Genomic DNA, 14,635 nt, shown 5'->3' on the forward strand with positions numbered 1-14,635 from the left:
TTGTTTTTATATTTCCAAATAAATATAAATTTTAACTTTTAAATTAATAATATAAATTTTTTAATAGTTAAAAATTACATAAAGCACAATAATATTATCTTATTTTCTTTTTAAGGAGATTTTTATGAAAAAATTAAACTTTAAAAATCCAGGAATTTGGTACGTTATAATTTTTCTAATTATAGCAATATTAAATTCTTTATTTGATTTCTTTTTCTCTAGACTTTATTTAATAAATAATATTTTAATAAACTTTGTACCAGCTATAATTTTCTATGTTTTTTATAAAGTAAGAAAAAGAATTAAATATAAATATCTAATTGTTAGTATCAATGTTACTTTAGTAATAATTTCTATAATATTGTTACTTACTAATTTTATGTTTGGGTGCTTTACAGAATTGTTTACCCCAATAGATGATATAAATTACTATCATAGAGTCTTAAGAGTCCGTAATAATTATAATTATGAGTTAATGTATCATTTTCCTAAATCTATTCCTAAAAACTCAAAAGATATTAAATTTGGAGATGCATATGGATTTAGTGGTGGTGGTTATGAATGTGATTTGACCTACACTAGTGAGGATAAAATCAATCTAACTGAATACCAACAAAGTTCAAAATATGTCATTCATAATAGAGAGGACTTAAATAAATGTAAAGAAAATTTACACTTACCATATTATATACTAGAAAATTTAGGTTTAAATAACTTGAACAATTATGATGAAACTGTTAAAGAAAAAAATTACATTATATATGTTCTTAAACTTAAGGATTCAGAGCATGGATACTCTTCCGGTTTAGCTGTTAATGAAGATACTAATAGAGTATTTTATTGGAGTTATGAGTGGTAAAAAACCTCTACCAAACTTAGTTTGGTAGAGGTTTTTTATTTAATCTTCTTTTCTTATTTCATTTATAATATCTAAAACAACTTTACTCTCAACAAATTTTACTTTTTTTAATTCTTCAATTACATCATCAATAGTAATTTCATAAATTCCTAAATTCACTTTATCTAAATATTTAATTAATCCCTCAGCGAAATCATCATCAACTAAACCAACTTCAACATCATTTAAAGTTAATATATTACCTGTTTCATTATTTATTATTTTAATCTTTTGTAGTTTACCTGTAGATATTTTAGAAGAATAAATTAAATTGTGTACGGGGTGCTTAACCTTTAAATATATATTTTTAGTAGTTAATAATACTGAGCATTTTCTACCACCGTTATAACAGAAAATAGTATCTTCTTCCTTATTTAATTCTATTACTTCAATAATGACTTCTTCATTATTTGCCTCGTCTATACCTTCTAATTCATCAAACTTATCCCAACTTGAAAGTATTTTACTTACACTTTTTTCTGAAGAATCTTTACCAAATGTTAATTTAGGTTCTTTAATTGAATTTCTTATAGAACATATTTTATCTGAATACAAATTAGCAAATTCAAGCATTTTCTCCGTATTTATAGTAACTACTCCAAGTTGGAAATTATCTGCAACATTATTTTCTGTATTTTCCTCTAAATCTTTTAGAAGCTTTTTCTCTTCATCAATTCTTTGTCTATTTTCTTCAATTTTAGATTCTATTTCCTTCTTGCCTTTTTCTACAGTATCTTTAATAATCATAGTAGCACATTTCACATTTTCTTTTATAGCACTTTCATCAACAGTTTTTGCAATTTCTTCTCCAAGCTCTCTAACTTTATCCATAATCCCCATAACAAATCACATCCTTTTCTTTTTACTAATTTCTTAATTATATTTTTTAAATTTACTTAGTTATAACTAATACTCTATATTAAACAAGTCTTAACTAGGTAAAATATTTTTATTTTATGCTGCTTCGCTGCTAAATTCCGCTTTTCCATCACCTTTAACAATTTTAACAACTAGTTTTCTAAGCATATCAATTGGAATAATAGTTAATGCTATTCCCATTACTATAATCCAATGTGATAAACTTATTGGTGTACATTTAAAGAAATCTCCACCTACAAATGTTAATGCTATTTGCACTACTATTATTATGCCCATTACTTTTATAAATCCTCTATTTTCATTAATATGTTCAAATAAATTTAATCCTGTGCTTCTTACGTTAAATCCATTGAACACAGCTGCTAAAACAAACATTGAAAAATAAGCTGTTAAATGTTCACCTGATATTTTATTTGCTGTTGAACCAAATAGTTCCATAAATATCGGTAACTTTAAAAACGCAAAACTTACTACTGTTACCCATGCACCAGCTGTTAAAACTTGATTCATCATTTCCCTTGAAACTATGCTTTGAGTTCTTGACTTTGGTTTTTCCAACATATATTGTTTTAATGCTGGTTCTGAACCTAGTGCTAATGCACCAAGACCATCCATTACTAGGTTAATCCATAAAATATGTGCAATACTTAAAGGTTGTGGAATTCCAAAGAATGGTGCTATTGCACAAACTGCCACTGCTGCAACATTAATAGTTAATTGGAATTTTATAAATTTTAAAATATTATTATAAATTGTTCTACCATACAAAATAGCATTTTCAATTGATTTAAAGTTATCGTCTAAAATTACTATATCTCCAACTTCTTTTGCTAAATCTGTTCCTGAACCCATTGCAAAACCAACATCTGCTCTCTTAAGTGCTGGAGCATCATTAACACCATCACCTGTCATTCCACAAACTAAGTTTAATTCTTGTGCAATTTTAACCATTCTTGATTTATCAGTTGGAAGTGCTCTTGCTATTACTCTTAACTTAGGTAAAATCTTCTTAACTTCTTCATCTGAAAGTTTGTTTAATTCTTCTGATGTTAATGCAATATCTGTTTCATTTTCTATTAATCCACAATCTCTTGCTATTGCATAAGCTGTTTCTTTTCTGTCTCCAGTTATCATAACAACTTGAACACCCGCATTTTTAACCTCTTTTATAGCTACTTTAGCTTCTGGTCTAACATCATCTCTTATTCCAACAAATCCAACAATTATTAAATCTTCTGGAAGTGTTCCTTCAACTAATTCTGATTGACTATATGCGAAAGCTAAAACTCTCATTGCTTTATTAGCTAGCATATCAATTTTCTCATTAACCTTACTATGATCTATATCTACTATATTTCCATTTGCATCTAAATATTTAGTTGCTTTTGTAAGTAATCTTTCTGGTGCTCCCTTATAAACAGTTTTTCCTTTTAACTCAGCTGCTGAATACTTATTAGCTGAATCAAATTGTTGCATTTTAATAACTTCTATATTTGTAAGCTTATCCATTTCTTCTTTATTTAAAAATTGAAGAAGTGCTCTATCTGTAGCATTACCACCTATTATATTTCCTGTTGAATCAAACATAGCAGCTGTATTTTTCCCTATACAGTACCCCATATATTTTTTTATACATTTACTGGTTTTATATGTGCTTTCTACATTCCCATCGAAAAATTCAACTACTTCAAGTTTTCCTTTTGTAATAGTACCTGTTTTATCGCTAAATAATATATTTAATGAACCTGCTGTTTCAATACCTATTGGTTTTCTAACTAATACATTCTTTTGAAGCATTTTTGAAGTGTTTTTCATTAAAACTATTGCAATCATTAAAGGTAATCCTTCTGGAACTGCCATAACAACAATAACAACTGCAAGCATTAAAGCTTCTAATACCTGTTTAAATATTTCAACTCCACCAAGTGCTACGAATCCATTAACTCCACCTACCTGAATAATATCTTGAGTAATTAAAGCAAATCCAATAATTACTGCACCAATATAACCAAACTTTGAAATCTTCCCAGCTAAATCTGTTAATTTAACCTTTAATGGGCTTTCAACATCATCTTCTGCCATATCTTTAGCCATACTACCCATAACAGTTTTCATACCTGTTTTTAAAATCCTCATTACTCCAGAACCATTAACAACAACAGCTCCTCTAAATAATGATGAAGCATCAACAAATACATCTCCTGTAATAGTAGCTTCTGACTCTAATGCAACTTCACCTTCTATATCAAAATCTTCTCTTGCAAATTTTTTACATTCTTCTGATTCACCATTTAAAGATGAATTATCTACTCTTAAATTACCATCAATTAGCATACCATCTGCTGGAATCTTATCTCCTGTCTGAAGAATTACATAATCTCCAACAACTATATCATCAATTTCTACTTCTAGTATTTCATTATCTCTATAAACCTTACAACAATCTTTGTTTGCATTTTCCTTTAGTTTTCTATATTCATTATCTGAAGCCACTTCAGTTTTTGCTGAAATTAAAGTAACTAATAATACAGAAATTGCAATTCCTATAATTTCACTCCACTCTGCATGTCCCATAAACGCCATGATACCCATTATAGCTGCAATTGCTAAAAGTAATTTAATCATAGGATCATCAAATGCTCCCTTAAATTTATCCCAAAATGTTTCTGGTTCTGCTTCATGAATTACATTATCACCATAAAGCTTTCGGTTTTTTTCTACTTGCTCCTTGCTAAGCGCTTTTATCATTTTCGCCTCTCCTTAATATATAAAATTACTCACTAATATTTTAAAAAATATACATGTAAAAGAATTAATTTACTCTTCCACATGTATATTAAATTTCCTATTGATATAATGCTAAGATTCCATTTAAATCTGCAATTTTACCTTCTCCAACAGCTTTAAACTGCCATTCTGATCCATCTCTATTAAGTTCTGCAAAAATTACTGATGTAGCTGTAGAGCCATTTTCCTTTAAATTAAATCTGCACAATTCTTTTCCATTTTGATCTTTATCCACTAATCTTATGTATGAATTGTTTATCATTCCAAAGGTTTGTCTCTTTTCCATTGCATTGTGTATAGTAACAACAAATACTATCTTCATAATGCTTGGATTAATATTTCCTAAATCTATTTGGATTGTTTCATCATCACCATCACCAGCACCAGTTCTATTATCTTCTCCTAAAGTAATTCCTTGCCCTACTTTATTATTAAAGAATATTATATTAGAAACCGTATTAAATTTATTATTAGCATCTAATAAAAATGCTGCAATATCTAAATCAAAGTCTGAACCATTAGTTGAAATATCCCAACCTGCTCCAAGCATTACATGTTTTAATCCTGGATTTCTTTTAGTTAAATCAAGAATATCATTCTTTTTTAAATCTAAAGTTATTCCACCTGATTGCTGTGTATTTTGTGTTTGGTTATTTAATAAATTTTCAAATCCTGATCCTAAATTAATTGCCATATTCTATTTGCCCCTATTTATCTATACATATCTGCCAATGTACTTATTGATGCTTTTAATAATTCACCTTTGGCTTTAAATTGCCAGTTTCCATTAATTCTTTCTAGCTCTGCAAATATAATAGCTGTATTATCTCCACCATCTTCTGATAAATTATATCTACAAATTTCACTTCCACCTTTATCTTCATTTAATAATCTAACATAGGCGTTTTTTACTCCTGAGAAAGACTGCTTTCTTACTTTTGCATCATAAATTGTTACTGCAAAAACTACTTTAGCACAACCTGATGGTAATCTAGTTAAATCTACAGAGATTTTTTCATCATCACCATCACCTTCCCCTGTTAAATTGTCACCATGAAGTTTAATTCCTACTCCTGATTGGTGACCGAAGTATATTAAGCCATTATTTAATAAATGTCCACTGTTATCAATTTGTAATGCCACTAAATCTAAGTCGTAATTTTTAGCAAAGCTGAAAAATCCTGATTTTTTTACAACATCCCACCCTGCTCCTAACATAACTTTACTTAAACCTGGTTCTGCTTTAGTTAAATCTAAAATATCGTTTTTTTGAAGATTCAATACTCCTGCCATTTTACTTACCTCCATAATTCTCTTTTTATTACATATAAAGACCTAAGATACCATTTAAATCAGCTATCTTACCTTCTCCAATTGCCCTAAATTCCCATTCTCCTTGAACTTTATTAATTTCAGCAAATATTACTGAAGTTGATGTTGATCCATTTTCTTTTAAATTAAATCTACATATTTCTCTTTCATTATTCTTTTCATCTAAAAGTCTAACAAATGAATTTTCAACCATTCCAAATGTTTGTCTCTTCACTTGCGCCTCATGAATTGTAACCACAAAAACAATTTTTTGAACATATGACGGTATTTGTGATAAATCAATTCTTATTCTTTCATCATCACCTTCACCTGCTCCTGTTCTATTATCTCCTTCTAATGCAATGCCTTGACCTTTCATGTTATTAAAGAAAATAACATCTTCTGGAATGTTTTGAACTTTGTTATTTGAATTTACTAAAAATGCTGCAATATCTAAATCAAAATCTTGTCCATTATTGGCAACATCCCATCCCGCTCCTAAAATTACTTTTTGAAGTCCTGGATTTCTTTTAGTTAAATTTAATACATCATTCTTTTTTAGATTTAATGCATTAACCCCATTATTAGATAATACCTCTGAATTTGATGATCCCATTAGAGAACCTAAATTAATTCCCATCTTATACCCTCCTAAACTTTTGTTAATATTATTTTTGTAATCTCTTTATGTGATAAATTATACCATATAAGAAATTCACTTTCAACTCTTTTCGCAGTTTTTATTTCTATTTAATGTTTTTATAATTTTATTTTCTGTATTTTAACAATGTCCTGTTAAATATTTGCAATATTTTTTTTCATTTTATGTTTAATTGTTTCAAGCTTAACTGAGTTTTCCGCTCTTTCAACTCTATTAGCTTCTTGAATTGCTTTTGTTTCTTCTATCCCCTTCATAATTGTTTCATATGATTTCTCTAATGTTGAAATAGCAACTGAGCTTCCTGAAGCCATTTTAGCGATTTCTACTGATTGTCTTGCAGTATTAGCAGCATTTCTCATAATAAGTTCATTAGTCTTTTCATCTAATTGTTTAATTGATTTAGCTTGAATTTCTTGTCTCTTTAAAATAACTGCTTGTGCTAAACATTGCTTAAATATTGGTAATGTAACTATAAATGAAGAATTAATTTTTCTCATTAAATTAAAGTTTGACATTTGTATTGTTTGAATCATTGGTGCCGCTTGAATAGCAACATTCTCTGCAATTTGTAAATCGTAAATACGTTGTGATAACATTTCTTTACTTATTTCAAGTTTTTGAGTTAACATGCGTTTTTCTTCTTCATTCATTGAAGTGTTTAACGCAAATTGTGAAATTAATCCATCTATTTCTTCTAAAGCAAGTTCTCCTGCTACAATATATTTTTCTAATAATTGATAGAAATGTATATTAGCATCATAAATCTTTTTTAAATTAGCATTTGATTCTTTAATATCTGTTTCATATTTCCTTAAAAGAACATATACCTTTTCAACTTCATACCCCATTGTGTCATACTTTTGGAACAATTTTGCTACTGAATTACCAATACCTTTAACAAACTTAGAAAGCATTGATGGTTTTTGTGAACCTTCAATTTCTTTTATATCAAACTTATCCATTATTTTTGTTAAGTTAACTAACATTTCACTAGCTTCTTCAGCCTTTACTGATTTCATTGAACTTAATAATTGATCTGAAACCTTAGAAATATTTTCACTAGCTACTTGACCAAACATTATAATAGAATTTGGATTTTGAATTTCTATTTCGTTAGTTAAGTTTTGAACTTCTTTTAAACTTCTTAATCTTTGCTTATACTCAGATATTTCATTAAAGTTAAACTCTTCTGTTTGCATAGGCATTTCTTGATTATATTGTGTCATTATTCCTTGATGTTGTTGTCCATACCCCTGTTGGGCATAGCTACCTTGCGGTTGCTGTCCATATCCCTGTTGAGTATATCCTCCTTGTGGTTGCTGTCCATATCCTTGTTGTTGATTATATAAATTCTGTTGTTGATTTTCATTAAAACCACCAAATCCATTTGCATTATTTACTGGTTGATAATCTACTGTATTTGCATTATTTTCATTAAAAGGTTGTCCCATCATATTATTCTCATTCATAATTATATTCCTCTCCTATCATTCTCATTTTTTTAATATTCTAGAAAAAACACTTTGTTTTAGACTCATTAACTTATTAAATTTTGCATTATAATTCATAGCCTCAAGTCTAACAGTATTTATAGCTGTTTCTTTTATTACATTATTTATATTAAATAATCCTGAAGGATTAAAAATTATAATATCTAATCCTATCTTGTGTAAATATCCTAATAGCAATTGCATTGATTCAGTAATTACTTCTTCATCATTAAGATAAATTACTATTTTAGGAATATTACCTGTAAAATCAAAATTATCAACTAACCTTACTATCTCTTCATTAAGGTTTAAAACAAGAAGTAAAAACCTTAAAATCTCTTCTTTGTTAAAACTATTAACAAATATATCTTTACTTATTATGGTTTCATTAAACTTTTTAAGCAGAAAATTCTGAATATCTTCACTATATTTTGAAAATCTATATATAGGTACTTTTTTTATTTCCTCAATATTAAATGTTCCATCACTTAATTCACAAAACATTAACTGATACATACTATCTGTTATATTTGGATCTATTGATATATTTCCTGTATTAAATACTTTAGTATTTAAGGATGAACAACAATACTTAACTAACTTTTGGTATTCAAATTTATCTAAATACTCACCATCTATCTTATAAAAAAAGCATGGAACTCTTACAGTTGTTCCCTCTACCTTAAATCCACTTCTTAATTTACATGGTTCATTCCAATAAATATAAATATCTTCAAGTATAGTATCTAAAAGCACACTTTCTGTATATCCTTTTCTAAACTGCCAAGGTTTAAACATTCCAGTATTAGAAAATAGTTGCTCCTCAACATCTCTTTGAATTTGTTTAGTAATAGTTTCGAAATTATCTATAGTTTTTCCTCTGTTTGCCCTATCTTCAAATGTTTCTATTCCAAGTATCCCCATGCTTTTTATACATTCAGAAATACCATCTGTTTCTATTTCCTCCCATAATTCTTCCTTTAAAGGATTAATATAAACTACATCAAATCCCATTTTAAAAAGAATAATTAAGAAGTAAATTTCATGTCTTGAAATATTTCCATAGTAAATACACTTTGGCGTTATATTATCATCATAAACTATACTTCTTGCATAGCTATAAACCCACACAATAAGCTTTGTTATAAAATTATTTCTAACACTATCATTAAAGAAATTTTCTTTTGCTATAGATATTGGAATGACATAATCTAAAGCTTTAAGAAATTTCAGGTTTATACTACTATCATCAAAGATTGTAATATCTTCTCCCACCATATTGTGTATATTCATTGATGAAAGCTCATTAAATATATATTGAATTAACTCCATTTCTCCACTTAAAGGAATGCATCCATCAAAAATAATACATTTATCTTGCTCTTCATTACATTTGCTTTGTATAGTTTTTATGATGTTGTCATACTCTGCACTATCATCAACACCTATAAATCTATAGAAATATGGCTTACATTCTATATGGGTATCTTCTCTCTCGAACCTACTTCTAAACATATAACTAGTTATATTTTTTAAACTTATAGCCATTTTCAATACTTTCCTCTCATATTCGTAAAATATAATTTAATTTTACCTTACTTTTTATCATATAATCAAATATTTTAAAGAATATTAAGAAATTTTAACATTTTCTGTAACATTAAATATAATTTTTTCTACTTCACTTAGTATTTCTTCAGTAGCTTTAATATTACTATCATTTGTTATTATTGAATTTTCATTTTTAAAACTACTATGTTTAGGTAAAATAGATATTCCTCTAGTTGTAAAACCTTTATCTACTTCACTATCTCCAGAAGTTATCAAATGTTTAATACCATATTTATCAACTATATAATCAAGTGCCTTTAATTTATTTATTTTCTTATTAATTATAAAAATCTTAGCTTTAATTTTTATAACTTTTACTTCACTTGAAAAACTATCTTTTATTTCCTTATAAAATTTAGTTGCATCCTCACTACTTGCACATTTAACTGTTATATAAAAGTTTTCTATGTTTCTAACTTCTATAATATTGATTTTTCCCTTTAATTTTTCCTTCATATTATTTAAGTACTTAATATTATTTAAAAGTTCATTATGATTTACTATGCTTTTCATTTTTTTATCCCAATGTAAATCTAAACTTCCATTTATATAAATTTCAGCTCCATTTGTACAAATAATTATTTCTGGATTATATTCCTTAATAAAATTAACCCTTAGTGTTTGATTAATATTTCTCATTGTACAAGGAATAAACTTTAAGTTTTTGTGTTCTAAAAGTTCCATTAACTTTTCATATGCTGAATCTGTCATATAAGTTATTTCTTTTTCTCCCATCATCTCAACACATTTGTAACCCTTATGTTTTGAATGAATTATTGTTCTATCTAAATCCGTAATAAAATATATATTTTCCATAACTATTATTCCTTAAGATTTATTTTTCTTTTATAATTGCAATACAATTATAGTGACTTTTACTATATTCTATAATTTTTACATTTTTCTCTTTAGCTAATTGAACAATATGTTCTATATTTTTATTATTTATATCCCTAACCAAAACTACTTGAGGATCTCTTCTTAAAAGAACTCTTGCAGATTCACCAACACTTAGCTTTATATTATTTACATTATTTATTTTAAACATATCTTGAATATCTTTTGTAATTCTAACTGAATAACTAGTATCAACTTCTTCTCTAATTAAATCTTTCTTATCTATACTTATTTTTTCAAACTCGTTTTTTATAATATCTATAAACTTTTGAGAGTAATCTTCTATTTTTAAATATTCAAGATACTTTGCTCCATGAAAATCATCTTTACCTATGTAATTAGCATTATGAATAGTTCTACTTATAAGTCCACTAACTGTTGAATTTAAGCAACATGTTGCAATTCCAAAATCTTCCCTCGTTCCACAAACCTTACATAGTTTTGCTGGATCTGATATTACTGCTAATGAATCATCTACATTAAAATTATTTTTCTTGTTAAATATTCCAACTGATTTATTTAGTTCTTTTGTTATAGAACCTTTACCAGTCCAACCATCTACAAACTGAATTTTTCCTTGTGGATGTTCTTTTAATATAAACTTTAATGCATTTGCATCTATTCCCTTCCCCCTAATTATAGAAATACTATAATGTGGAATATCTACTTTATATTTATATTTCAAATATTTTTTAATTAATACTCCATAAGGTGTTCCAGCCCTTGCTAAAGATACAATAACTAAGTTATCCCCCTTTTCCTCATATATAAGTTCTGAAAGCTTTGCTACATAATAAGCTATTTTTTCTTTATCTCTATCAAGAATATTTAAAAATATATTTTTTATTTCTTCACTTGGAACACTTTCTTTTGATATCATTTCTGAATAATTTACACCAGCTCTAATTAAACTTTCTTTTTCTTCTATAGTTATTTCTTTTATATCACTTGATAAATCTTTTAATAGAAATATACAATCATCTTTATAGCTATGTTTTACAAGCTTGTCCATTTAATTCACCACCTAAAAATATAAGTTCTAGAAATTTAATTTTATATTTTCATCAATATCATATTATTAGTTAACTTAATATCTAAGTCATCCTCTGTTAAAAGCACTACCTTATCATATTTATTTTCTATTTCATCCCTATTATAAAAGTAATACTTTACTCCTTTATGATAAAATACATCCTTTTGCTTTATTGGATACTTTTCTTTATTGCTACAGTAAATAGGACTTCTTGTTGTACTTTTGTAATATACATCTCCTTCTAAATAACTAGCTACCCTTGATGGAATATATATATTTTCACCATGTCCTAAAACAAGAATTTTCTTAGGATATCCTATCTTACTATGAATAAAATCTGCTGTTTCCTTACATTTATCCTCTAAACTTTCTATTTCCTTATGATGAACACCAAATCTTCCAGTATGTAATAAATAATCTTCTCCATCTGGCTTTGTAATTGTCTTAAATACTTTTCTTTCTAATTTATTAGACTTAATTACATCTATCTTTTCATCTAAAACATTATCATTATTATCAATAAATACTCTTGTATCATTTACAGTTATATCTCCTGTAATAGTAGCTAAAACCTCTACATTTATATTTTCATCACTTGCTAATTTGTCAAACTGCCTTTTATGTTCATCACTTCTCCAATCTAATATACTTAAAATTGAAAAGTCTTTTGCATTTGTAACTCTCTTTAATTCCTTTATTATATTTATCATTGATTTTCCTGTAGTTATTTCATCATCAACTAAAATAATTTTATCTGCATTAACTAAATAATCTTTTTCTATTGGAAAACATTTATGTGTTGTTGCATGTGAATGTTCCTCTTCAAACTTTAATATAGATTCCATCTCTGCAATATCTTCCCTTGTAGTTGTTAAATAGTAACTATCTTTAATAGCAGAGGCTACCGCCATTCCAAGTCCTGTAGCAGTTTCTGCAAATCCTAAAACACATATTTTCAAATTATCAATTTTACTATTCTTTGACTTATATAATAGAGATGCAAGCATTTCCCCTGCTTCTTTACAAACATTAGGTTTTACTTCAATATGTTTTCCTAAAACCTTACTAATAAATAGAAAGTTTCTCTTACTATTATTAACTCTATTTCCTAAAGAAATTAGATTATTTAAATTTAAATTATAAATATTACTTTTAATCTTTATATCAATACTCATATTATCCTCTCTATAAACAGCTTCATAATTAACCCCTTCATTTAAAACACCAAATGACTTAGCTCTACGCAAGATTTTCTTTGCCCAATTAAGATGTGGCTTAACTTCATTCATCTTGTTACTACCATACCCTTTAAAAACTCCACCTTCTTCTTGTCCATTAAGAATTTCTAATGCATCAATATATTCCTCATAAGTAACAGCATAAACTGCATTAACATACTTAGCTTGACTTGGATGGATTATTGTCTTTCCTAAAAAGCCATTTTCCTTATCGTATTTTATTTCTCTAATTAATCCTTGAATTTCTTTAGAATCCTCCCTTGTTGAAAAATACTCCCAAACAGGAGCTGATACAACATATTCAGAGTCTTCTCTTAAAAACATATTTATAATATCAATTAAACAATCCGATACTACTTTAATATCATAAATTGTATAATTCAAAGTTCTTCTTAATCCAAATTTTGAAGAAAAATCCGTTCCTCCAACTCTAATATTTAAAACTATATCTTTATACCTATCTATTAACCTCTTAATATTTACTAACTCATTTATTCTAGTTTCTTTATAGATAATATCTTGTGATTCTAAAATTGGCATTGCATATAAAACTTCATCAAATTTCTTTCTTAATTCAATTACATGTTCAAAATAAAGCTCACCATTTTCCAAATCAAACTTAGGAAAAATAAATCCAGCAATATGTCTAATCTGATTCTTATTCAATCTCTCAGTAAAATTAATAAACTGAATATAATTTCTAACCCTTATAAAAATTAATGGAACTTTGTAATCTCTAATATTTTCTTCACCTAATAAAGTATCATCAAGTTTTAATAACATCTCTAAAACATTATCCTCACAAATTCCAAGTTCACTATCCTTAGTTGCATCCTCAAAACAAATAGAAATACAAGAAATATCATTAAATCTTCCTGAAATTATGCTATTATAAAAATCCTTTAATCCATTCATATATAAATTAGCCCCAAGTGCATACTTCAATATTTCTCTATCAGTATATTTATCAACTTCACTTGGAGTCTTAAAAAATAATTTGCTTTTTTTAACCTCTTGAAAATATTCCACCTTTATACCTACCTTTTAAGTCCTAAATATTAAAATTATTTATATATTAAAATTCAGATTCTTCTATTTTTTTTGACTTAATTTATTATAACAAATTTTCTGTATTAATTATTTATATAAAATTTATATTTTTATTAATTATTTAAGTTCTGCATAAAATTTTTCCAATAATTTAAAAAATAACATAATTTTAAATATCAATTTTGCATTTTATATTTTTTCTTAATTTTTATCCATAATTATGTTATATTAAAATTATACTTTTTGAATAAAAAAATAGATTATATCCCAAAATTGAATATAATCTATTTTTATTTATTTTTTATATTTCTTATCTGCTACCAATAAACTAACAATAAGACCAACTACTAATACCCAATCAGTTGCTGATATAATCATTATTTCTTTAGTGAAATAAGTGGCAATTGCTGATATTATTAAAACTACTCCTGCAATCATTTCACTATTTCCTATCCAATTAGCATATCCTTTTTCATTTTTTATGTTTTTCTTTCTGTAATTAGTAATTAGGTTTAAGTCTTTTTTAATCTTAACTTGGTATCCAAGATATATTAAAAAAACTCCTACTAAGATATGAAATACATACATATTAAAATCTCCTTATCTTTTGCTAATAATTTTTAAATTAAGTTATTATAAACATTATTTATAAACCCATCTTCACTGATTTAACCCTTAATGTAACTTCATTTGATTTTTAGGGTCCACTTAAAATATTATCACTTTAATTAAAAACACGCAAAGATTTCATTTATAATATAAACGAAATCTTAATATACT

Annotated in this window: 12 protein-coding genes; 1 reads left to right on the top strand and 11 read right to left on the bottom strand. The window is 26.5% G+C overall.

Annotated elements, in window-relative coordinates; translation table 11 throughout:
* Positions 1–124 precede the first annotated feature (124 nt).
* Positions 125–859, top strand: a complete 735-nt coding sequence (locus tag CP523_RS05335; RefSeq protein WP_066676282.1) for a hypothetical protein — start codon at positions 125–127, stop codon at positions 857–859.
* A 39-nt stretch (positions 860–898) separates the two neighbouring features.
* On the opposite strand, the gene CP523_RS05340 is transcribed toward CP523_RS05335, so the two are convergent.
* The 11 genes from CP523_RS05340 to CP523_RS05395 form a co-directional block, all read right to left on the bottom strand.
* The gene (locus tag CP523_RS05340; RefSeq protein WP_066677996.1) at positions 899–1,738 is read right to left on the bottom strand and encodes a hypothetical protein; all 840 of its coding nucleotides are present in this window, start codon (positions 1,736–1,738) and stop codon (positions 899–901) included.
* A 114-nt stretch (positions 1,739–1,852) separates the two neighbouring features.
* On the bottom strand, positions 1,853–4,525 hold the full coding sequence (locus CP523_RS05345) for a cation-translocating P-type ATPase (protein WP_120140613.1): 2,673 nt from the start codon (positions 4,523–4,525) through the stop codon (positions 1,853–1,855).
* Between the two features lie 97 nt (positions 4,526–4,622).
* The gene (locus CP523_RS05350; protein WP_120140614.1) at positions 4,623–5,258 is read right to left on the bottom strand and encodes a TerD family protein; all 636 of its coding nucleotides are present in this window, start codon (positions 5,256–5,258) and stop codon (positions 4,623–4,625) included.
* A 17-nt stretch (positions 5,259–5,275) separates the two neighbouring features.
* The gene (locus tag CP523_RS05355; protein ID WP_066677993.1) at positions 5,276–5,857 is read right to left on the bottom strand and encodes a TerD family protein; all 582 of its coding nucleotides are present in this window, start codon (positions 5,855–5,857) and stop codon (positions 5,276–5,278) included.
* A 28-nt stretch (positions 5,858–5,885) separates the two neighbouring features.
* Positions 5,886–6,515 (bottom strand): TerD family protein, encoded by a 630-nt coding sequence (locus tag CP523_RS05360; RefSeq protein ID WP_066677992.1) that lies wholly within the window; start codon positions 6,513–6,515, stop codon positions 5,886–5,888.
* A 155-nt stretch (positions 6,516–6,670) separates the two neighbouring features.
* Positions 6,671–8,005 (bottom strand): toxic anion resistance protein, encoded by a 1,335-nt coding sequence (locus CP523_RS05365; protein ID WP_205687127.1) that lies wholly within the window; start codon positions 8,003–8,005, stop codon positions 6,671–6,673.
* A 24-nt stretch (positions 8,006–8,029) separates the two neighbouring features.
* On the bottom strand, positions 8,030–9,574 hold the full coding sequence (locus CP523_RS05370) for a YceG family protein (protein ID WP_120141048.1): 1,545 nt from the start codon (positions 9,572–9,574) through the stop codon (positions 8,030–8,032).
* Between the two features lie 84 nt (positions 9,575–9,658).
* Positions 9,659–10,453, bottom strand: a complete 795-nt coding sequence (locus tag CP523_RS05375; RefSeq protein ID WP_120140615.1) for an HAD family hydrolase — start codon at positions 10,451–10,453, stop codon at positions 9,659–9,661.
* Between the two features lie 19 nt (positions 10,454–10,472).
* A complete protein-coding gene (locus tag CP523_RS05380; RefSeq protein WP_066677988.1) occupies positions 10,473–11,546 on the bottom strand; it encodes a cysteine protease StiP domain-containing protein in 1,074 nt (357 codons plus the stop codon).
* Between the two features lie 41 nt (positions 11,547–11,587).
* Positions 11,588–13,834, bottom strand: a complete 2,247-nt coding sequence (locus CP523_RS16305; protein WP_227909571.1) for a phosphoribosyltransferase domain-containing protein — start codon at positions 13,832–13,834, stop codon at positions 11,588–11,590.
* A 315-nt stretch (positions 13,835–14,149) separates the two neighbouring features.
* Positions 14,150–14,443 carry a DUF3784 domain-containing protein gene (locus tag CP523_RS05395; RefSeq protein ID WP_066677986.1) on the bottom strand — a complete coding sequence of 98 codons (294 nt, stop codon included), beginning with the start codon at positions 14,441–14,443 and terminating at the stop codon, positions 14,150–14,152.
* Positions 14,444–14,635: the final 192 nt, after the last annotated feature.

The organism is Clostridium septicum, assembly GCF_003606265.1.
Taxonomy (GTDB): Bacteria; Bacillota; Clostridia; order Clostridiales; family Clostridiaceae; genus Clostridium; species Clostridium septicum.